A 21,813-nucleotide genomic window follows, 5' to 3' on the forward strand; every position below is an offset into this window, starting at 1 on the left:
ATGGAATCTTCTGCCGCGATAAAAAAAGCAATAACAAAGTTATTATTTTTTAGAGCGTTTTTAGGCGCAGTATTATTAATGGGTTTAATACCCAGTGCGATAGCTGCTAATCGTCTTATGGACGTCAAATACCATTCAATGGTTGATCATCAATTAGAATTAGAGTTGATTTTTGAATCATCAATAGTGTCACCGTCTGTCGATTTATCGGCAGATCCAGCAGAAATCATGTTGAATTTCTCTGATACTATTTCTAATTTAACTAAAAACAATATTCCGGTGAATACTGTTGGCGTAAAAGAAATTAATACACAACAACAAGGTGGCGATTTACAGATCATTGTTGCAATGAATAAAGTAAAACCGTACCAAGGTAAAATTGTTGGTAATAGTTATCGGTTAACGATTAATGATGATGTCGCTGGTCCAGTAGAAGCTAATAATCCATTTGTTAACGGTATTAGTAGTATTGATTTTCGTCGCAACAAAACTGGTGGCGGAGAAATATTATTTAATCTAAGCAATCGTTCTGTAGCCGCTAATGTTGAACAAGTTGGTTCAAAGCTCGAAATAAAACTCTATAACACCGATATTGGTAATGATTTGCTTTATGTTATGGATGTACAAGATTTTGCCACACCAGTGAATAGTTTTGAAACATTTAAAGACGATCTTACTGCCCGTATCTTGGTTGATGTTGATGGTAACTATGACTACAACTACCGCCAAGACGGTAATGTGTTTAAAGTTAGCATTGATAAAGTTGAACGAGTTTCGGTTGCTAAAGAGGCCAAAAAATATAATGGTCGCTCATTGTCACTTAACTTCCAAAATATTTCAGTCCGTACTGTTTTACAAATTATTGCTGATTACAATAACTTTAACCTTGTTACCAGCGATACCGTAGAAGGTGAAATTACCTTACGTTTAGATGACGTGCCTTGGGATCAAGCCTTGGACCTTATTTTACAAACTAAAGGTTTGGATAAACGTATTGAAGGCAATATTTTAATGGTTGCACCAAGTGAAGAGCTTGCTATTCGCGAAAGTAACGACTTGAAAAATCGCCAAGAAGTAAAAGAGTTAGCCCCGTTATATTCTGAATATTTACAAATAAACTATGCTAAAGCCGTCGATATAGCGGATTTACTTAAAACTACCGATTCCACTCTACTATCATCTCGCGGCAGTGTTGCCGTTGATGAACGTACAAATACGCTATTGGTAAAAGACACTGCGGAAATTTTAGAGAACGTACACAGATTAATAGATGTATTAGACATTCCTATTAAGCAAGTATTGATTGAAGCCCGCATGGTGACAGTGAAAGACGATGTGTCTGAAGATTTAGGCATCCGTTGGGGCATCACCGACCAGCAAGGCACAAAAGGCACCTCTGGTACCATTAATGGTGCCACTGATATTGCTAACGGTATTATCCCAAGTGTTAATGATCGTCTTAATGTAAATTTACCGGCAGCAGCAAGCTCTGCAACCAGTATTGCTTTTCATGTTGCTAAATTGGCTGACGGTACGGTACTTGATTTAGAGTTAAGCGCATTAGAGCAAGAAAACAAAGGCGAGATTATTGCCAGCCCACGTATTACGACGTCTAACCAAAAGTCGGCGTATATTGAGCAGGGTGTTGAAATCCCCTATGTTGAGTCAGCATCTAGTGGTGCAACAACGGTTACCTTTAAAAAGGCAGTGTTATCGCTTCGGGTAACTCCACAAATTACCCCTGATGACCGTGTTATCCTTGATCTTGAAATTACTCAAGACTCTCAAGGAACAACGGTTGCCACCGCGACTGGTGAAGCTGTTGCGATTGATACTCAACGTATTGGTACCCAAGTGCTGGTTGATAATGGTGAGACCATTGTGCTCGGTGGTATATACCAACAGAACTTAATTAGCCGAGTGAGTAAAGTACCGGTATTGGGTGATATTCCGTTAGTAGGCTTCTTATTTAGAAACTCAACTGACACCAACGAGCGTCAAGAATTGTTGATTTTCGTTACCCCTAAGATTGTTGCTGATAAACGATAGTTTTCTTTAGCGATAACGAGCATAAAAAGCCAGCGACGTAAGCGCTGGTTTTTTTATGGTGCATGTTTATGAGCAGCAAATTACCACTGAGGATAAATACACTAGCGGTAAATATCACTCAAGTGAGTAAAATGACTGCCTATGGCGGCAATAATAGTGACTTTATTAAAGTTTATAGCGAATGATATTAATTAGATTATGTTGTCTGCAGTAAACTATAGTCTTTGCATTAACAAACACTTAACTGTACACATTACATTATTTAGGGTGTTTTTATCTTCGAGGTTATAATAAAATCATTATAAATAGCTGTGATGACTTGCAAGCGGTAGCCCTTAACTGAGATAATCCTTCGTCAAGTCTCAATAGAGCAAGGTTAAATTATAGGTCGGCTTGAGGTTTAAGTCGATAAGGCATTCTTCCATATAAGATTCAGACGTATACGAAATGGCTGAAAAACGCAATATTTTTCTGGTAGGCCCTATGGGCGCAGGTAAAAGCACAATTGGTCGCCATCTGGCGCAAATGCTGCATTTAGATTTCCACGATTCAGATCACGAGATTGAACAACGTACTGGTGCAGATATTGCCTGGGTGTTTGATGTTGAAGGTGAGGAGGGTTTCCGTCGTCGTGAAGCTCAAGTCATTGGTGATCTTTCAGAAAGGCAAGGTATCGTTCTCGCGACAGGTGGTGGTTCTGTTCAGAGTAAAGATATCCGCAACTATCTTTCTGCTCGAGGTATAGTGGTTTACTTAGAGACAACTATCGACAAGCAAGTAGCGCGTACTCAGCGTGATAAGCGTCGCCCGTTGTTACAAGTAGATGATCCACGTGAAGTGCTCGAAAGCTTAGCGGAAATTCGTAATCCTTTATATGAGGAAATTGCGGATGTTATCGTTAAAACGGATGAGCAAAGCGCGAAGATCGTCGCAAACCAAATTATCGAGCAACTCGGCTTTTAGGTAACAACATGCAACAGATTCAGGTTCAATTAGGTGATAGAAGTTACCCCATTTATATTGGCCAGGATTTGATGAATGATAGCGAGCTATTTGCTCGCTACCTAACAAACAAGAAAGCCTTAATTGTTTCAAATGACACCATTGCTCCGTTGTATCTTCAAAAGATACAACAAGCGATGAGCGCTTGCGCGCGTGTTGAAACGGTTATTTTGCCTGATGGCGAAAAATTTAAAGATTTACAACACCTAGATTATATTTTTACTGAACTACTTGAGCATAATTTTGCCCGAGACTCAGTCTTAGTTGCTCTCGGTGGTGGTGTTGTTGGTGATATGACTGGTTTCGCGGCAGCGTGTTATCAGCGCGGTATTGATTTTATGCAAGTGCCGACAACATTATTGTCCCAAGTTGATTCTTCTGTCGGTGGTAAAACGGCAGTAAATCATCCTCTTGGAAAAAATATGATTGGCGCATTTTATCAACCCAAATCTGTGATTATCGATACGCTTTGCTTACAGACATTACCTGCAAATGAGTTTGCAGCAGGTATGGCAGAAGTCATTAAGTACGGTATTATTTGGGATGCAGAATTTTTTCTATGGCTGGAAGAAAATGTTAACCCATTAAAGTCACTCCAGACTGATGCGCTTAACTATGCCATTGCAAAATGTTGTCAGATTAAAGCTGATGTTGTCGCGCAAGATGAAACTGAACAAGGTGTCAGAGCGTTATTAAATCTTGGGCACACCTTCGGTCATGCTATCGAAGCCGAAATGGGCTACGGAGTTTGGTTACATGGTGAGGCTGTCGCTGCTGGTACGGTTCTTGCGGCAAAAACTGCATGTAAACTCAATCTATTAGATGATTTAAGTGTTGAACGTATTTGTCAGTTAATGCTAGCGTTTGATTTGCCTATAACGGCTCCTGAGTCGATGGATTTTGAACAGTTTATTAAGCATATGCGCCGTGATAAGAAAGTTTTAGGTGGTAAGATTCGCTTAGTATTACCCACAGGTATAGGCCAAGCTGACGTCTTTAGTGATGTAGGTGAAGACTTGTTAAAACAGGTTATTAGCTGCGAATAAGTTATGCTTCCTACATCTCAATTATAGTGTGGTGAATCATTGACGACTCCAGGACTATTGTTACTCCCCACTCAAGAAGCGCTTATTCAGCGTTTACAGCATATTGCTAGCTATAGTGAACAGATGTCGGTGGTTTGTGGCGTTGATGGCTCAGGTAAATCTACGCTTACAGCTGCACTAGCCAGTGAGTTAGATGATTACAATTCAGCTTTAATTATATGCCCTCAACATGCCGATAGTGCAGAAATTCGTCGAAAAATTCTTGTTCAACTCATCTCTGCCCCCATATTTGATGACGAACGTCCTTTAATGGATACCGTTCTTAGAATTCAATCAAGTTTGAAAAAGCCATTACACATCATTATTGATGATGCCGATCTATTGCCTAAAGATATTTGGGCTGAATGCATTCTTCTGAGTCAAATCCATTGTGCTGGTAAACCTGTAGCGGTCACAGTAACGGTTAGCCCTGATTTTTGGTATACCTTAGTGGCAGATTTAACCGATGATATTCGTGCTAGATTGCTCCCGGTTACGATCGAGCCTTTATCGCTACCTGAGCGAGATGGTCTTTACCAGAGTTTATTACTTCGTAGCCAGCAAACGCCGTTTATTCCCCGTGAAATCATCCATAAACAATTAGAAAAACAGCAGGGCACGCCAGCTGAAGTGGTTAAATTATTAGCGTTAGCATTAGAAGAGCCGCAAACCAGCAAAGCATCTTGGCCCTGGTCGGCGAAAATGCTTATTGCCTTGTTTGCCATATTAGCGAGTGTGGCAATGTGGTGGGGTATTAGTCGTCAATTACCTCCAGCAATTTCTACATCGATATCGCCAACATTAACGGCTGAGCAATCAAGGTTGCGTGCCAAAGCAACAAAATATGTGATGAGTTATGCCGATAAAACATTAACCGCTTATTTTGCTCAGAGGCAATTGGTATTCACTAAGTCGAGCGCCAATGAGCAAGCACAGTTGCTTATAGAGGAGCAAGTCATTACAGATAGCCTAATTGAAGATAAAGATGCGACTGAGCTTGTTGAAGGTGTGCCTGTAGATAATTATACCGAGGTGGTGGTCAACTCATCATTAACGGGCTTGTCTTTTCAGGGGAAATTACCCAAAGCACAAGTTAATCCGGTCAATAAACCGAATGATATCGTTGAGCGAGACAATACTCCCAACCTAAAAGTTAAAGGGTTTACACTGCAACTTGCGAGTGTGAATGACAAAGATTCACTTACGCCTATATTAGTGAAATTGGCGCAAGAGCCGCAGGTTTACATTATGAGTTACAAACAACGTCACATTATATTATTGGGTGATTTTGAAACGGCTACGAGCGCTAGCTTAAAAGCGAAAAGTCTGCAGGAAAAATATGGGTTAGCGGCACCTTGGGTTAGAAAGTGGGCCGACTTAAGTGATTATAAGCGACAAGATTAGTTGCATCATATTCTGGAGCATTTAAGTCAATAACATGAAGAATCAACACAATTAATCTACTTTAGCCGATGATAATTGTCGTTAAACAGAGTACAATCTTCAGCTTTAATTTTGCTGGTATAATTCCTTTTCATGATAAAAAAGCATAGAGCCTTTCTAAAGTGGGCAGGCGGTAAATACAAGCTCGTTGATGAGCTAGCAAAACACCTTCCAGTAGGCAATCGACTCATTGAACCTTTTGTTGGCGCGGGTTCGGTATTCCTCAATACTCAGTTTGATGATTATTTGTTGTGTGACATTAATCAAGACTTAATCAATTTATACCAAATTGTTCAGCAACAGCCTGATAAATACATTCAAGCGGCAAAAGCAATGTTTGTCGATGAGATGAATGACAAAGATGCCTATTATCGTATTCGTGCAGAATTTAATCTCTGTAGCGATCCATTTATTCGGTCAGTATATTTTCTGTATATGAATCGTCATGGTTTTAATGGTCTATGTCGATACAATCGTAAAGGTGGTTTTAACGTGCCGTTTGGCTCGTACAAAAAACCTTATTTTCCAGAAGCCGAAATTCGTTATTTTTCATTAAAAGCGCAAAAAGCGACCTTTAAATGTATAAGTTACGAACAAGCCTTTGATATTGCTGAAAGCGGCGATGTTATTTATTGTGATCCGCCTTATGCACCTTTATCGACAACAGCCAGTTTTACCACTTATGCCGGCCCTGGTTTTAGCCTAGACGACCAAGCATTACTTGCACGTCATTCACGGCTTATTGCTCATGAACGAAATATTCCTGTGCTGATCAGTAACCATGATATTCCGTTAACTCGAGAATTATATCGCGGTGCATCTTGTTCAACGATTTCGGTGCAACGTAATATTAGTCCTAAAGGTGGTTCACGTCATAAAGTCGACGAAATTATGGCGTTATATGACCATCATTATCGTGAAGAAGAATAATATTACAGTGGGATATTTAGCAAAGCAGGTAATTAACTTAAGACTTGGTTAACAATCAAGATTATTGAAATCACTAAAGTAATTGCTAAGATAATTCCCATGATGATGAAGGGCAGAGGAGATTGAGTTTGAAAATCTTTTTGACGGTTTTGTTCTGTCTGCACGCCAAAAAAAGCCGCTACAGTACTACTAAATACTCGCCAAATAGACATTAACGCGATATCTGAGTTGGGCTGCCAGATGTTGGCATATCATTTAATGGCTTATCTTTGTGGCCGTGGATCAGTTCAAGTAAATCAATGAAATGAAATTGGCTTGAGCGACTGTTTCCTGTAACCCAATTCCCCCAGCTCACATCGTTTGATTGTTCTGCACATCGGTTGGTAGGATGACTACTTGGCAAGCTAGTATTGTAGTTGGTGCCGCTATTACACACGCATGCTTTACTATTGGCAGAGTTATTTTCGGTGCTCATTAATACTTGGCTTAGCAATAGTGCCGAAGCTGATGTCGCAAAAACAGCAAAAATCTGTATTGACAATAATTTGCCATCACGACCAGAAAGCTTGCGTATTAAGTACTTAAGCATAAATTTTGCCCTATCCGTGGTGTAAAATCGATTAATACTACAACAGATGTAAGATCTTATATTGGATCATAAACATAACAACATTTTCGCATTATAGCAAAATAGCTTAGTTATTGAACACTGGTTTCTGTTTAAAAAATAACAAAGTTGACCAATGTTGGCATTTTCGACTAAATTCCAGTTTCAGAGTGGTTATTTCTCGCGTGAGACTAGAGGGTTGCGGCTGCAAAGGGTAAAATGTCGACACTTTGATCTGCCAATAGAGAAGATTATGCGCCCATTTTTAATTGCACCATCAATTTTGTCCGCCGATTTTGCCCGTTTAGGTGATGATGTTAAAGCCGTATTAGATGCGGGGTCGGATGTTGTTCACTTTGACGTAATGGACAATCACTATGTTCCTAATTTAACCATTGGCCCTATGGTATGTACTGCACTGCGTAATTACGGCATCACTGCAGATATTGATGTACATTTAATGGTAAAACCCGTCGATCGTATTATTCCTGACTTTGCTAAAGCTGGCGCTTCAATTATTACTTTTCACCCAGAAGCTTCAGAGCATGTTGATCGTACCTTACAGCTTATTAAAGAATCTGGCTGCAAAGCTGGTTTAGTCTTAAATCCCGGCACACCATTGCATTATTTAGATCACGTTATGGACAAACTTGATGTCATTTTATTGATGTCGGTTAACCCAGGTTTCGGTGGTCAGTCATTTATTCCGCATACATTAGACAAACTTCGCCAAGTTCGTGCACTCATAGATGCGAGTGGGTTTGATATTCGTTTAGAAGTCGATGGTGGCGTAAAGGTCGACAATATTGCTGAAATCGCGGCTGCCGGTGCAGATATGTTTGTCGCGGGTTCGGCAATTTTTAATCAACCAGATTATAAAGTTGTTATTGATCAAATGCGTGCAGAACTTGCTACGGTATCATAACGTCTTTTCGTATTATTAGGACTTAACATGATGCAATGGTCAAACATTAGCGCTATCGCTTTTGATTTAGATGGTACATTAATCGACAGTGTGCCTGATTTAGCTGCTGCCACCAATGCCACATTAGCACAATGCCAATATCCACCCGTAACAGAAGCGCTGGTGCTGAGTTGGGTCGGAAATGGTGCGCGTGTATTAATGCAACGTGCATTAAGTTATGCCTCTGGCATGGCAGAAAATACTCCTGAGCTACAGGCATTACTTGAGAAAACGATGCCACTATTTATGCTTTACTATAGTGAGCATTTACATACGCATAGTCGTTTGTACTCTGGGGTGATCACTACGTTACAAAAGCTAAAACAAGCTGGTTTTAAACTGGCTATCGTCACCAATAAACCTTATCGTTTTACCTTGCCGATATTAAGTGCTTTTGGCCTCGATGATGTGTTTAGCGAAGTGCTCGGCGGCGATTCATTAGCCAAAATGAAGCCGGATCCTATGCCGTTGCAGCATTTGCTTGGACAGTGGCAATTGGATGAGTCGCAATTACTGATGATTGGTGATTCAAAGAATGATATTTTAGCAGCTAAAGCTGCCAATGTTATGTCTATTGGCTTGACCTATGGCTACAACTACGGCGAAGATATCGGCCTAAGTCATCCCCATGCGGTATGCGAAAATTTTGCTGATATAGAGCAATACTTACTTTCATAATAATTTTAATTTTCAAAAAGATAATCTGGAGCAATAAAACACATGACTAAACCCATAGTACTCAGCGGTGCGCAGCCATCAGGCGAATTAACCATAGGTAATTATATGGGCGCACTTCGTCAATGGGTTGCCATGCAAGATAGTCATGATTGCCTATATTGTGTTGTTGATTTACATGCCATCACGGTTCGTCAAGATCCTAAGTTACTCCGTGAAGCCTGTTTAGATACATTAGCCTTGTACCTTGCGTGTGGTGTTGACCCTAAAAAAAGCACCGTATTTATTCAGTCGCAAGTGCCGCAGCATACTCAACTTGGTTGGGTATTAAACTGTTACACCCAAATGGGTGAGTTAAACCGCATGACCCAGTTTAAAGATAAGTCTTTAAAGCATGCTAATAACATTAACGTTGGGCTATATGGTTATCCTGTGCTCATGGCGGCAGATATTTTGCTGTATCAAGCTAATGAAATCCCAGTTGGTCAAGATCAGAAGCAGCACTTAGAATTGACTCGCGATATTGCCACTCGTTTTAACAATGCTTATGGCGACACGTTTACTATTCCTGAGCCGTTTATTCCTGAGCATGGTGCTAAGGTCATGTCACTGCAAGACCCACTAAAGAAAATGTCCAAATCAGATGACAACCGCAATAACGTTATTGGTTTACTTGAAGATCCTAAAGCGATTTTAAAGAAAGTTAAAAAAGCCATGACTGATAGTGAAGAGCCGCCAGTGGTGCGTTTTGATATCGAACAAAAGCCGGGTGTGTCTAATCTACTGAGTTTAATGTCAGGTTGTACAGGGCAGTCAATTGCATCTTTAGAAGCAGAATTTGAAGGCAAAATGTATGGCCATTTAAAAGTGGCTACCGGTGAAGCGGTTGTTGGTATGTTAGAGCCATTACAAGCTCGCTTTAAAGAGTTCCGCGCCGATCATGCATTCCTAAGCCAAGTGATGGCGGAAGGTGCTGAAAAAGCCCAAGCGCGTGCAGAAGTGACCATTAAAAAAGTCTACGAAAAAATTGGCCTTATCGTGTAAGTAAAACTTTAGCTATTGTTACTGAAAAGCCAGCAAATTGCTGGCTTATTTTTTGGTTAACCATTGCACAAACGCAGCGATAGCAGGTTCCTTTAAACGTCGTTGTTTACAGCTAAAATTGAATTCAAAGCCAGTCAACATAGCGGGTAAGTTAAGCGCGACTAATGCTCCCTTACTAATATCTCGCTCTACCATAAAATCTGACGCTAGCGCGATACCCTGACCGGCAATTGCCGCTTCAATGGCTAACAACACATGGCTAAATACATGCTGTTGTTGTGTCGCGGCTATGCTGATGTCATTAACGGATAACCAGCGCTCCCAATCGAAGCCTATTGGCCCTTCGTCAACGGTAAGTAATGCATGCTGACGTAATACACTCAGCGCCGAGAGGTCGGTATTGAGCAGCCCAGGACAAATCACTGGGATCAGTCTCTCTTGGTGTAACATGCGATGCACATAACCGGGTTGGCCACTTTGGCCAGTAATAAACATATCAGCCACACTATCACTCATCAGTGGGTCGTCGGTGATCATATCTAGGCGAATTTTAATTTGTGGATGCAATCGATGGAAATCGCTTAAGCGAGGAATGAGCCACTTAATGGCAAATGAACTGTATACCGCTAAACGGAGTTGATCATTACTGTCTCCAGTGATTTGCATGCTTAAATCATTCAGCTCATTAAATATTCGTTCTAGCTCATGATAAAGCACACTGCCTTTACTGGTTAAACAGAGTTGCCTGCCTTCGCGGCTAAATAATCGTTCACCAAAATGAGCTTCAAGCAGCCTCACTTGATGCGATACCGCACTTTGAGTAATACAAAGCTCAGTTGCCGCCCGAGAAAAGTGCGCATGCCTTGCTGCCGCTTCAAATATTTGTAGTGCCCTCAGTGGTGGAAGTTTGCGCATATGCACCTTAAATATGAGTTTATTTTATTAAAATTTACTATATATGAATTTAACTCATGCATTGATTAAAAACATCATTATTCGATATAAATTGCTAAGGATATGATGCAGCCAATTATTGATTCTTAGGTTGTAAGTACAATGAAATCCACAATCGCCATCGGCATGATGTTATTGGTCGTCGGTAACCTTTTTAGCGCTATGTATGATGTGTCTATAAAATGGCTTCCAGAGGGCAGTAGCGCTGCAACATTTCTGTTAATTAGACAGTTAACATCAGTAATCATGTTGCTGCCTTTGTGGTTGGCGGCTAACAAACCAACCAGCCGCCACGTAAAGGTGCATTTAGTGCGGGCTAATACCGGCGCTATTGGCGCTGTATGTTTAGTTATGGGCTTAATTGCGCTACCGATTGCTACAGTGAGTTCGTTATTTTACTCAGCGCCATTAATGATTGTATTAATGGGATTTTTGTTTTTGAAAGAAACCGTTACTGCAGCGCATTGGTTAGCGGCTATTTTGGGGTTTATTGGCATTATTATTTTACTGCGCCCAAGTGAAATTAACTGGTTTGGTATTGCAGTATTAATTTCAGCATTTACGTTTGCGATTAACCAGTTGGCACTGCGCAAGTTACCTAGTACAGAAAGTCCAATCGTTACGCTAATGCTTTATAATTTACTTAGCATGCCGTTAGTTTTTGTGATGGCCTTAGTACAAGGCATAGAGGGAATAAGTGTTTCTTTAGTGGTCATCGCAGTGTTAAGTAACGTATTTTTACTCGCATACCAGTGGTTTTGTGCCTTAGCGTATCGTCAAGCGCAAGCCAGTCAAATTGTGGTGGCAGAATATACAGGTTTGTTGTTCTGTGTTTTCTTGGGCTGGGTATTTTTTGACGAATGGCTTGATGGACTAAGTTGGTTAGGCGCTAGTTTTATTGTGTTACCGTCACTGGTTATCCCTTGGATACAAGCCAAAAGATCGCAAAAAAAATTCATCGAGCAAAATGCAGGATGAATTTTTTAAATCGCGATAAGTTGTTAGCTACAGCAGGATTAAGATTCAGTGTATTCAAAAACCTTAATCACTTTGCGAACACCAGCTGTATTTCGAGCGATATCAACGGCTAAATCAGCTTGTTTGCGGTCAATTAACCCAAGCAAAAACACTTCGCCGTTTTCGGTAATGACTTTAATGCGAGTAATATCGAGCGACTTCTCATTCAGCATGCGGCCTTTTACTTTGGTGGTGACCCAAGTGTCATTGCTGCGAGTGGTAAATGAGGTTGGTGTGCCAATACGGATTTGATTATGTATTTTGCCGCCAATTTGTAAATCTTGTACGACTTTAACGGCTTTATCGCGCAGCATTGAATTAGGCGCTTGGCCTATCATCAATACATTTTTGTTCATCACAATGGCAGCGATATGGGTTTGATTGTTGAGGTCATCATGTTTTGATAATGCGCTGGCAATAACAAAGTCAGCATTGGTATCGCTGATTTGCGTGCCCATGCTGCGCTCATCGTTTGCCATCTTGGCACCGCTAACGGCGCCAACCATGACCGCACCAGCACATCCCTGCAACATCGCAAGGATCGAGATGATGAGTAACCCTCTTATCATGCTTGTTCGTCCTGTGGGAACAAGGTGCGATCGATGTTATCGCATAAACAATGAATAACCAGTAAATGAACTTCCTGAATACGTGCTGTCACGTTTGACGGTACACGGATTTCTACATCACCAGCGCTCATTAAACCTGCCATTGCGCCGCCGTCTTTACCAGTTAATGCAACAATTGTCATGTCACGGCTTAATGCTGCTTCCATGGCTTTAATAATGTTACCTGAGTTACCACTGGTAGAAATCGCTAATAAAATATCACCAGGTTGTCCTAAAGCTAAAATTTGCTTCGAGAAAATTTCATCGTAGCTATAATCGTTGGCGATAGCCGTAATGGTTGACGTGTCACAGCTTAATGCAATAGCCGGTAGAGGTGGACGTTCAATTTCATAACGGTTTAATAATTCAGCTGAGAAGTGTTGAGCATCGCCAGCACTGCCGCCATTACCACATGACAGAATTTTATTACCGCCAAGTAGACATTGCACCATCATCTCGGCCGCTTTTTCAATCGATTCTGGCAATGCTTCAGCAGCATCAATCTTAGTTTGAATCGATTCGGTGAAACTATCTTTAATACGTTCTAACATGCAACAATCCTTACGCTAAATTATGTCTACGTATGTCTCTGATTGGCCTTTTTAATATCGCTCATCAGTAAGACTTGGTGATTTGACTCTATGATGCCATAAATCAAGGTTATGGTAATCAATTGCCGCTTAAAAACAGCCTTGTAGCCAGTTTATTTCATCAATATTCATCGCAATGACATCAAAGCGACAAGGTGGATTCAATTTTTGTCTTTGTAAATAATGATCCGCGGCTAATCTTATCCGGGTGATTTGCTTATTTGTAAGTGCATTTAAGGCGCCACCAAACTGATTTGACGCTCTAAATTTGACTTCCACAAACACCCATACATCTTGCTGGCGCATAATCAAATCTATTTCACCAAATGGATAGCGGACATTAGCGGCAACAAATATCAGACCTTGTTGTTCAAGATAAGTTCGTGCACGTTGCTCAGCTAATTGTCCACTGTTCATAGTGGTGTTAATTTTCCTTGAGTATATTTACCCCAAGACAATTGACGCTCAATCACGCCATTAGGTTTCACTGATAATGCGCCGCTACGCCCCATAAATTGATAGCCAGGGAACGCACGCATTTGCGCTAAACGATTAACCAACTCAAGTGCGTCAAACCCCATGACATACAAGCGTTTTTGGCTATTATTCCAACCACTCCACAGTTCTGACACCATTTGAGTTTCGCTATTCGATTGCATTAGCCAAGGAACATCACTAATGATCAAGTTATTTAACTCTTGTGCTGATTGTGCTGACTCACTTTCAAGGCGGCTCCGGCTAGTGGTATATAAGGTTACCGGTTCAGAGAACACACTAAAGTTAACGTCTAAAAAGGGTTTTAGCAGGGCTAAATCTTGTGAGCCAGAAATCATGTAAATCGCATCAATATCTTGGCGAGAACGAAAATCTGATTCTAAGCGACTGCCTAATAAATCGCGCATTCTACTAATACGTGCTTGGCTATCTTTTACGCCCAATGCTTCTTGAACGGTCAACTTCATTTGGTCGCCAGCATCATAGAAATACACTTCGGCATCGTTACTGGTTAATGTCAGCCATGTTTGTTGAAAACTGTCGGCCATACGTTTACCAATCGGGTCATTACTGGCTAAAAGCAATGGCAGTTTGACGCCATCATTAAACAGTTTACGTGCTGCATCACTGGCTTCTTGCGCGGGTGACAATGAAAAATAGAACAGATTTGGTTGTGGTGTAAAGGTGTCTGTTTGATTCAAATACAGCTGAGGAATAGTGGTTTTTTGTTTATCATTTACTTTCTGTAATTCTTCAACTTCATTGGGTAATAATGGCCCAATGATAAATTCCGCCCCCTTGGCAACGGCTTGTTGATAAGCGGCAGCAACACCTTGCTGAGTATCATAAAAGTTAATTGATACATTGGCGTCATAGTCTGACAGGTAACTTGACATTAACCCCTGACGAATGGGCTCTGCAACCACAGCGCGTGGACCACTTAATGGTAATAACACCGCAATATTTTGCGGTCTAAAGGGCTTAGCATTAAGTGCCTGCTCTAGATCTGCGGGTAATTTCATCGCCGCAGGATGATTAGGGTTATTACGCTGCCATTCACCTAAATAACGCACTAATTGAGTTGGTTCAACCGCATAATGCTTAGCAATATAGGTTAATTGTAACCAACCCGCAAAAATCGGATTAGACTGATCGCGCATAAACGACTGCACTGTTTCTTCATGTAAAGGCTGTAGAAGCTTCCAAATGACATTATTAATCGCAGAGGTTTCAGATTTTGGTAAGTAATTACTTAACAGACTTAATTGCTTAACTTGATCAATTGGCTGTTGAGTATTCTTATACAGCTTGGCTTTAAATTGGTGATAACTCGCCATTTGCCAACGCGGTAACTGCCAATGAGGCGGATACTGTAATATATCCAGCGCAGCTTGGCTGCTATTGGTTTTCTCTGCAATGCGCGCACGCAAGTATATGTGCTCAGCTTGAAGCGAGGGAACGGTCACCATCGACTTCTGCATTGAGGTTAATACTTTAGCGGCAGAATTAAAGTTTCCGTCATTGATATAAGCGTGAGCGGCGAGTAATAAATAACGATCACGCTTTTCTGGTAAACTGCTATTCGTTGCTTGGGCTAAATAAACTTTAGCTGGATGTTCAGCGGCAACGAGCGATGCACTTGCGTCAATATTATCTTGCTGTTTATTGGTGGCACAACCGACCACCAATACAGAGAAAATCAACGCGCACACGAATTTTGTAGTATTCAGTCTTTTTAACACTTGGCTTCACTCTGGTAAGATGCTGTCACTAGTTTAACCTGCTCTTAAGCTTGGCGAAAGACTCAGGTAGATTCATTATCGAGGTAATTATGGACCAAATGGTCGCGCTGTATATTGTTCCCACCCCAATTGGTAATTTTGGCGACATCAGCGCTCGGGCAATAGAGGTGCTGCAACAGGTTGATTTAATCGCCTGCGAAGACACACGCCATAGCGGAAGGCTGCTGAGTCACTTTGGTATTGAAACCCGTAAAACGGCATTACATGATCACAATGAACGTGACCGAGCGCAATGGATAGTTGAACAGTTAAATGAAGGTAAATCAATCGCACTTATTTCTGATGCGGGTACGCCATTAATTTCTGATCCTGGTTATCATTTAGTTAATCATGTTCGCCAAGCTGGCCACAGAGTCGTGCCACTGCCTGGCGCTTGTGCCGCCATTACCGCCCTAAGTGCATCAGGGTTACCGTCTGATCGCTTTAGTTTTGAAGGTTTTTTACCTTCAAAAGAAAAAGCGCGTATCGATAAGCTTGAATTTCTTAAAGAAGATCCTCGTACGCTGATATTTTACGAATCTCCTCACCGTATTCTTTATAGCCTTGCTGCTATTGTTGAGGTGTTAGGCGAAGATAGACAAATAGTGATGGCTCGTGAAGTCACTAAAACCTTCGAAACTTTTTTATCGGGTACCGCTGCTGAAGTATTGGCACAGGTTGAAGCCGATGATAATCAGCAAAAAGGCGAAATGGTCATTATGTGCCATGGCTTTACATTAACTGATGAAGAAGGTATTCCAGCGGTTGCAGTTGCTACATTAAAGTTACTTTGTGAAGAATTACCGCTTAAGAAAGCCGCAGCTATAGCTGGGCAAATTCATGGTTTAAAGAAAAATGCCCTATATAAATATGGTTTAGAACTGGATTTATAAAAAGCTGGTCGCTTTGGCATTGGTTTGTTGCGCTGCTTAGGCTATAATCCGCGCCGAGTTGGCCAGACAGTTGCCGCGTACGTAAGTACGGGGAGGAAAGTCCGGGCTTCAAAGAGCGGGGTACCAGGTAACGCCTGGGCGGTGTGAACCGACGACAAGTGCAACAGAGAGGAGACCGCCATTTTGGCCTCGGCTAAGATGGTAAGGGTGAAAGGGTGCGGTAAGAGCGCACCGTGCGGCTAGCAATAGTCCGTAGCAAGGTAAACTCTACCCGAAGCAAGACCAAATAGGGTTCCGCATGGCGCTGCTCGCGTTGGAACCGGGTAGGTTGCTTGAGCCTGTGAGCGATTGCAGGCCTAGATGAATAACTGTCCACGACAGGACCCGGCTTATCGGCCAACTCACCTCTTTATAATAAAAGGCCTCACAGCAATGTGAGGCCTTTTATGTTACAGACACCTGTGGGTTAAATGCAGAGTTGTTCGGCAAGAAACGCCAGTGAACGTCCCTGAGCTAAAGCCGCGGATGGTTGATGATACATTCCTGAACGTCCCCAACAGTTAAAACCGTGTCCTGCAGGGTAGTCAAAAAATTGTGCATGAGTGTGATGAGCAAACGTTGCTTTAATTTTAGCAACATCATCGGCTGGAATATGTTCGTCATGTGCACCGTGATGGAACATAATCGCTTGCTTAAGCTGCGGCGCAACATCTAAATAATTCGCAATGCCGCCACCGTAATAACATACAGCTGCGCTGATGTCTGCACTTGCAGCCGCACTGCGATAGGCCAGTTGACCGCCAAGGCAGTAGCCAATAATACCGATTTTTCCATTGACCTCTGGGCGTGTTTTAAGGAAATCAATTGCCGTCACAACATCGCTAACAGCCTGATCGGCATCCAGAGTTTGGTAACACTCAAAGGCTTTTTGGGTACCTGCGTCATCATAGTTTAAATCCAGTCGTGGAGTGAGTCGCCAGAACACGTCAGGAGCGAAAACCACAAAACCAGCTTGCGCATAGCTGTCGGCAACGGCACGAATGTGTTCATTCACTCCCCAAATTTCTTGAAGTAAAACCAGACCTGGACCTGTGCCTGTAGGAGGTAAACTCAGGTATCCGGCAAAAGGTTGGTCAGGAGTAATAGTTATCCATTGTTGTGTCATGTGAACCTCTGTTTAGGTGAATTTAGCTAGGCTATATATGTTAGCGCCAATTGAGATCAATGTGTTTATGTGCTGATATCTCAGTTTATTGTTTACGACTATTGAAGATCATTATCTATAATAATTTCAATAAAATCATTGCTCTTAACCATTTTTGTTGCAAACGAATTGGTGTGTTTATACTTCAATAATCTGATTCTGAAAAGGGTGGTACACGTCGGCAATAGCATGTTTGACCAATTAACACCTCCTCAATTTACTATCACACCAATGCACAGAATAACAACGGCTGTTATTTACTGCTACATGCTCAACCTACTGCAATGACTTCATGCTAGCAATATTCTGTGCTGGATAATAATTAACAAAATATCACAAATGTAAATTATTGAATGAGAATGGTTGTCATTAGTGTTTGATGCTATATTGCACGCAATTTTATAGCGATAGATTGTTACTAGGTAAAGTGTCATGCATTTGAAGGTTACGAATATTGGGGTGTTAAGCCTACTATTACCAGCGTTGAGTGTCAGTGCTAATGAATCGGCTGTGAATTCGAATCAGTCAATTGAGAAAATAACTGTCATGGGGCGGGCACAGACCTTTTATCGTGAATCTTCTACGTCTGTTGGTGCCAAAGTTGAAACTGATATTATGGATTTACCACAATCGGTGCAGGTGCTGAATGAACAGTTGATTGTTGACCAAGCGGCACGTGAAATCACCGACTTATATCGTTCTATTGCGGGGGTAAGCACTTACAGTTACTCGGGAGTGACCTTTCGTGGTTTTCGTGATGACAGCAATGTGTTTTATGACGGTGTAAGAGGCGACCCTTTTTCGGGATTCGGCGTACCGCAGTTATTTAATATTGAACGAGTAGAAGTATTAAAAGGTCCTGCTGCTGCGTTATACGGTGGTGGTGAACCTGGCGGGATGATCAATTATGTCAATAAAAAGCCGAGCTTTGTCCAAGATACTGAAGTGACATTAACCACTGGTGATAACGATCGTATGGGCGGGTCAATTGATTCTAAAGGTGGTTTAACAGATTCAGTTGCCTATCGTTTAGGTGGTTTTTATGAACAAAAAGACAGCTTTCGTAATAATGCAGACTCTGAAAACACCGAGCTGACCGGTGGGTTATTATTTCAACTTGGCGATGATACAGCGCTCACAACCACCATTGATTATATCAAACAAGACTTAGGCGGTAATCGTTTACGTGGTGTTCCCGTTGACGATGAGGGTAATTTTTTAGTGGATCCAAGCTATAACGCGAATGAAAAATCCGACTATCAAAACCTTGAAGCAACAATATTACAAGCTAACTTACAACATCACTTTAGCGATGAGTTGAGTGTTAATACCACAGTGCGTTATCTGGATAACGAGCGCGTTCAGGGGTATCACGAATCACAAAGTTGGGTTGATGTGAATGGCGATGGTAAAGCCAATATTGATGATAAAACCATTAAACGTGAATATCGTAAACAATATCGCGCTAACCAAGAAGTGAGTGTGACGTCAGATTTTGTATATCGATTAGATACTGATATTGAGCAAACCTTATTATTTGGAGCAGATTATCATCACGTAAACAGCGATTATGATTATTGGCGTGCCCGTTACGAGGCTGACGGGGTGGCTAATCTCAACATTTTTGATCTTAATTACGGTGAAACATATCCTTCAACTTATAACTTACAAGATCAACATCGTGATGGCACTAAAACCGAACGCGCGGGTTTATATGTTCAAGATCAAATTAGTTTAAGCGAGAAATGGTTGTTGTTGATGGGACTACGTTACGATCACTTTAACGATTTTGACAAAGAAACTGGCTTTGAGTTTAGTGATAGCCATGTATCACCGCGTGGTGGTGTTGTTTATAAATACTCCACCGATACGTCGTTATATATTAACTACGCTGAAAGTTTTAATCCGACCTCCCTTGGCGATCAAGAAACTGTAAGTAAAGACGCGAGTTTAGATCCGGAAATGGGCGAGCAGGTTGAGTTCGGTATTAAAAATCAGTGGTTTGACGGTAGTATGATGACCACGGTTGCTGTGTATCAAATTACCAAAAAAGATGTTGCCATGAGTAACCCTGACTATACCGGTCTTGATGATGATATCCCTGCCTTGGTTAGTTTAGGGCAGGTCGAAAGTAAAGGGGTTGAGTTTACTCTGGTGGGCGATATTACTGCCGACTGGACCATTATGGCCAATTATGCCTACAACGATGCCCGCGTTACTCAAGGCGATGTGGGCGATACTTATGCCGATGGCACTAAATTTATTAATGCGCCGCGACATCAAGCGGGTTTGTGGACGCGTTATGAGATTGACAGTTTGCAGTCTTCTATTGCATTAGGTGCCGACTATGTTAGTGAGCAAATCAGCGCGGATGCGCAGCGTGTTAAGCCTTATACTGTGTTTGATATGAGCTGGACAACTCGGTGGCAAGATACGCAATTTCAGTTAAATGTGAAAAACCTGTTTGATAAACAATATGCCGTGAGCGGTTTCTCTGAACGTAATGGTCATTTCCCTGGTGCACCACGAGAAGTGGTGTTGCAGGTATCACATCACTTTTAAACTAAGACGGTTAGTTGCAGTAGTATTTACGTGTTGTTGAATAAAAAGGAGTGAACAATTTATTGTTTACTCCTTTTTTGTTAAGCCGCTGCTTTACACGCTGGCTTTGTGGCCACCAGTTGAGACCGTTTTGGTCATCAAGTCTACATTGCAGCACATAAAGCATTTAGTGCTGACTACTTTGCGAAAGTTTATCGTAACTAAACGGTCTACCTACCGCTTTAAAAATGGTCCTTAACTTGGAATCTAAATTCCCAGGCATTGATGTCATTACCTGTGGTGATAGGGACGGCAATATCAACATGGGCTACGTTACCGTAGCTTGATTTAGGGGAGTAAATGCGCGCGCCGATGCCAACACTGCCGATAGGGCCATTGACTTCATTTTGCTGATCTGTGCCGCCGCTTGCTTCGCCAATGTCAGCAAATACTGCCCAGCCTAATTCGGCCAGTTGATATAAGTTAATATTAGGGTAATAACGGATCTCACCAGTAAGTAACCATTGGTTGTCACCATGTTGATAGTCATTAGGGTAACCGCGCACGCCGGTTTCATCGCCAAGGGCAAAAGTTCGGTCAAGGTAATTATTGTGCGAAGTGGCAATGCGGGCCTTGGAGTAGGCCGTCCACTTAGGGCTAATTTGATGGAAAAATTCAGCCCCTAAACCGACATTATAAAAGTCCTGTTGACTCGTTTGAATATCGGTCTGGCCATCGATAGTCATGAGCAATAATTGGTTGTCTTTTTGCCAGCCACGGGTACTTAGCATGGTTAAGTGGTAGCCGAGATCGGCATTATCAGCGACGTCATTGGTTTCTAATCCTAAACTGACCCTATGATGCCAACCCAAATTAAAGTCTTCGTTTTTATTAATCAGGTGAATATTATTTAGGACTGTGAATTGATCTTGGACATATTCGTAGCTGATCCATGGATATATAAATTCACGATCATAAGGTAATGGTGACTGAGGATATAAGTCTATATTATTGAATTGATGTTGGTCTTGGGTAATACCGACACTGATACGATGCAATTGATCCGCTTGTTTATCGACTAACCAACCATAACCTAAGTTTGCATAATCAATAACATGCTCAAACTCGTTAATGTCTTGACCATTTTGTCTAATGGTATCAATGCGGGTGTCGGTTAACCACGACGCTGCATACATATTTTGGCTATCGAGGGTATAGAAGGGCTTATTAAAGGCAATTGAGGATGCTTGACCGTCACTGTTGTCGTAAAAATCAACCGACACATTAGCGTGTTTAAGCCATCTTACTGGAGCATCAAAAGCTAATTTATAACCGGTACGATCGGCACTTGATTGGTATTTTATTTTGGTTTTAACCCCTAATCCCAGTAGGTTATCTTCTTTCATACCAAAAGAATATTTAGTGTCGCCACCATTTTTGCTCAAGCTTACCGTGGGTAATAATGACCAGTTATCCCATGTTTCGACTAACACCACATCTTCAACATTATCGGTTGCCAATGGGTCTTTTCTGGCAATATTAATTTTAGCATCGCGAATATAAGATTCGTAACGCAACAATCGCTGCGCTTCTTGCAGATCTTTCTCGGTGATCTTATCGCCTTGTTCAAAGCTTAAGCTATTGAGAATGGTCGATTCTTTGGTGTTGATGTGCAAATAGTTAGCCCAGCGATGTAAAAAGATAGCATCTGGTGCGGACTCATCAAAAATAGGGTGACTAACAATAACGATTTTAGCGACCTTATCAACCAGGTGCTTATTAGTTGTCGATTGCTCATTGATGTCAGAGTCATCGTTGGCGGTTAGCTGTGACTGAGTGGCTGCAACCTCAGCTTGAACACTCTGCGAAGTCAGCAGGATGAAGAAAATAAATGCTGCCATAAATATGATTGGCATAGCTTCGTCCTTATT

At 41.6% G+C, this 21,813-nt stretch carries 20 protein-coding genes and 1 other RNA gene; 12 read left to right on the top strand and 9 right to left on the bottom strand.

The window, feature by feature from the left end:
* From GW828_RS11295 to GW828_RS11315, 5 genes are all read left to right on the top strand, one after another.
* Positions 1–2,049: a type IV pilus secretin PilQ gene (locus GW828_RS11295; protein ID WP_124017493.1), complete on the top strand. Its 2,049-nt coding sequence runs from the start codon at positions 1–3 to the stop codon at positions 2,047–2,049.
* Between the two features lie 447 nt (positions 2,050–2,496).
* Entirely contained in the window at positions 2,497–3,012 is a 516-nt protein-coding gene (gene aroK / locus GW828_RS11300; protein WP_011635865.1) for a shikimate kinase AroK, read from the top strand.
* Between the two features lie 8 nt (positions 3,013–3,020).
* A complete protein-coding gene (gene aroB, locus GW828_RS11305; protein WP_182742755.1) occupies positions 3,021–4,097 on the top strand; it encodes a 3-dehydroquinate synthase in 1,077 nt (358 codons plus the stop codon).
* Between the two features lie 39 nt (positions 4,098–4,136).
* Positions 4,137–5,540, top strand: a complete 1,404-nt coding sequence (locus tag GW828_RS11310) for an ATP-binding protein (RefSeq protein ID WP_273058854.1) — start codon at positions 4,137–4,139, stop codon at positions 5,538–5,540.
* A 132-nt stretch (positions 5,541–5,672) separates the two neighbouring features.
* On the top strand, positions 5,673–6,509 hold the full coding sequence (locus GW828_RS11315; protein WP_182742757.1) for a Dam family site-specific DNA-(adenine-N6)-methyltransferase: 837 nt from the start codon (positions 5,673–5,675) through the stop codon (positions 6,507–6,509).
* Between the two features lie 32 nt (positions 6,510–6,541).
* Here GW828_RS11315 and GW828_RS11320 read toward each other — a convergent pair whose 3' ends face one another.
* On the bottom strand, positions 6,542–6,721 hold the full coding sequence (locus GW828_RS11320) for a DUF2970 domain-containing protein (protein WP_124017497.1): 180 nt from the start codon (positions 6,719–6,721) through the stop codon (positions 6,542–6,544).
* Positions 6,721–7,098, bottom strand: coding sequence for a hypothetical protein (locus GW828_RS11325; RefSeq protein ID WP_182723102.1), 378 nt, complete (start codon positions 7,096–7,098; stop codon positions 6,721–6,723). Before GW828_RS11325 ends, GW828_RS11320 begins: the two co-directional genes overlap by 1 nt.
* Positions 7,099–7,369: 271 nt before the next feature.
* Here GW828_RS11325 and rpe point away from each other — a divergent pair, with 271 nt between their 5' ends.
* The 3 genes from rpe to trpS are packed head-to-tail and all read left to right on the top strand — an operon-like array spanning position 7,370 to position 9,799.
* Entirely contained in the window at positions 7,370–8,041 is a 672-nt protein-coding gene (rpe, locus tag GW828_RS11330) for a ribulose-phosphate 3-epimerase (RefSeq protein ID WP_124017499.1), read from the top strand.
* 27 nt (positions 8,042–8,068) lie between these two features.
* Positions 8,069–8,758 (top strand): phosphoglycolate phosphatase, encoded by a 690-nt coding sequence (locus GW828_RS11335; protein WP_124017500.1) that lies wholly within the window; start codon positions 8,069–8,071, stop codon positions 8,756–8,758.
* Positions 8,759–8,800: 42 nt separating this feature from the next.
* The gene (gene trpS, locus GW828_RS11340; protein WP_124017501.1) at positions 8,801–9,799 is read left to right on the top strand and encodes a tryptophan--tRNA ligase; all 999 of its coding nucleotides are present in this window, start codon (positions 8,801–8,803) and stop codon (positions 9,797–9,799) included.
* A gap of 45 nt (positions 9,800–9,844) precedes the next feature.
* Here trpS and GW828_RS11345 read toward each other — a convergent pair whose 3' ends face one another.
* A complete protein-coding gene (locus tag GW828_RS11345) occupies positions 9,845–10,714 on the bottom strand; it encodes a LysR substrate-binding domain-containing protein (protein WP_182741974.1) in 870 nt (289 codons plus the stop codon).
* A gap of 141 nt (positions 10,715–10,855) precedes the next feature.
* Between GW828_RS11345 and GW828_RS11350 the strand changes: the two genes are divergently transcribed.
* Complete coding sequence (locus tag GW828_RS11350) at positions 10,856–11,731, top strand: DMT family transporter (protein ID WP_182741973.1); 876 nt, start codon at positions 10,856–10,858, stop codon at positions 11,729–11,731.
* 38 nt (positions 11,732–11,769) lie between these two features.
* Here the strand turns inward: GW828_RS11350 and dolP are convergent, their stop codons facing one another.
* The 4 genes from dolP to GW828_RS11370 form a co-directional block, all read right to left on the bottom strand.
* Positions 11,770–12,339, bottom strand: a complete 570-nt coding sequence (gene dolP / locus GW828_RS11355) for a division/outer membrane stress-associated lipid-binding lipoprotein (RefSeq protein ID WP_124017504.1) — start codon at positions 12,337–12,339, stop codon at positions 11,770–11,772.
* Entirely contained in the window at positions 12,336–12,929 is a 594-nt protein-coding gene (locus GW828_RS11360) for a phosphoheptose isomerase (RefSeq protein ID WP_124017505.1), read from the bottom strand. The genes dolP and GW828_RS11360 overlap by 4 nt, the downstream gene beginning before the upstream one ends.
* Positions 12,930–13,058: 129 nt before the next feature.
* Positions 13,059–13,385 carry a YraN family protein gene (locus GW828_RS11365; protein WP_182697763.1) on the bottom strand — a complete coding sequence of 109 codons (327 nt, stop codon included), beginning with the start codon at positions 13,383–13,385 and terminating at the stop codon, positions 13,059–13,061.
* A complete protein-coding gene (locus GW828_RS11370) occupies positions 13,382–15,205 on the bottom strand; it encodes a penicillin-binding protein activator (protein WP_273058845.1) in 1,824 nt (607 codons plus the stop codon). Before GW828_RS11370 ends, GW828_RS11365 begins: the two co-directional genes overlap by 4 nt.
* Positions 15,206–15,294: 89 nt before the next feature.
* Here GW828_RS11370 and rsmI point away from each other — a divergent pair, with 89 nt between their 5' ends.
* Positions 15,295–16,137 carry a 16S rRNA (cytidine(1402)-2'-O)-methyltransferase gene (gene rsmI / locus GW828_RS11375; protein WP_273058843.1) on the top strand — a complete coding sequence of 281 codons (843 nt, stop codon included), beginning with the start codon at positions 15,295–15,297 and terminating at the stop codon, positions 16,135–16,137.
* Between the two features lie 54 nt (positions 16,138–16,191).
* Positions 16,192–16,545, top strand: an RNA gene (gene rnpB, locus GW828_RS11380) — RNase P RNA component class A.
* A 58-nt stretch (positions 16,546–16,603) separates the two neighbouring features.
* On the opposite strand, the gene GW828_RS11385 is transcribed toward rnpB, so the two are convergent.
* Positions 16,604–17,302, bottom strand: coding sequence for a dienelactone hydrolase family protein (locus GW828_RS11385; protein WP_273058842.1), 699 nt, complete (start codon positions 17,300–17,302; stop codon positions 16,604–16,606).
* A gap of 471 nt (positions 17,303–17,773) precedes the next feature.
* Between GW828_RS11385 and GW828_RS11390 the strand changes: the two genes are divergently transcribed.
* Positions 17,774–19,903: a TonB-dependent siderophore receptor gene (locus GW828_RS11390; RefSeq protein ID WP_273058840.1), complete on the top strand. Its 2,130-nt coding sequence runs from the start codon at positions 17,774–17,776 to the stop codon at positions 19,901–19,903.
* 221 nt (positions 19,904–20,124) lie between these two features.
* On the opposite strand, the gene GW828_RS11395 is transcribed toward GW828_RS11390, so the two are convergent.
* Positions 20,125–21,783 carry a ShlB/FhaC/HecB family hemolysin secretion/activation protein gene (locus tag GW828_RS11395; RefSeq protein WP_420542425.1) on the bottom strand — a complete coding sequence of 553 codons (1,659 nt, stop codon included), beginning with the start codon at positions 21,781–21,783 and terminating at the stop codon, positions 20,125–20,127.
* Positions 21,784–21,813: the final 30 nt, after the last annotated feature.

Source organism: Shewanella vesiculosa (genome assembly GCF_009994065.1).
GTDB classification, from domain to species: Bacteria; Pseudomonadota; Gammaproteobacteria; order Enterobacterales; family Shewanellaceae; genus Shewanella; species Shewanella vesiculosa.